The organism is Campylobacter sp. RM12647 (genome assembly GCF_020138135.1).
Lineage (GTDB): Bacteria > Campylobacterota > Campylobacteria > Campylobacterales > Campylobacteraceae > Campylobacter_E.
On record NZ_JACGAS010000079.1, the window covers coordinates 1 to 254 of the forward strand.

General features: G+C 18.9%; 1 protein-coding gene. It reads left to right on the top strand.

From position 1 onward, the window contains the following. On the top strand, positions 1-182 hold a 182-nt coding region (locus AVBRAN12647_RS09670), incomplete at its 5' end, for a hypothetical protein (protein ID WP_336615128.1). Between the last annotated feature and the right edge of the window lie 72 nt (positions 183-254).

Consider the following 254-nt stretch of genomic DNA (forward strand, 5'->3'; position numbering starts at 1 on the left):
TCTATGAATTTAATTACGAGCTAACAATTGATGGTTTTGAGCATTTTTATGATAAAAATTCTTTTATTTTTAAAGATGGAAAATTATTTGTAAAATATTATTACTTTAATTTTAATAATAATTTGCTTGAAGAAAATTATGAGTTTTTAATAGATGATTGTGGTTATATTGAGCGTATGTAGTAAAAGAGTTAGTATGAAAGTAATTAATAATTGTTAGGATTTTAAATGTTTTTTAGAATAGTTAAATTAATA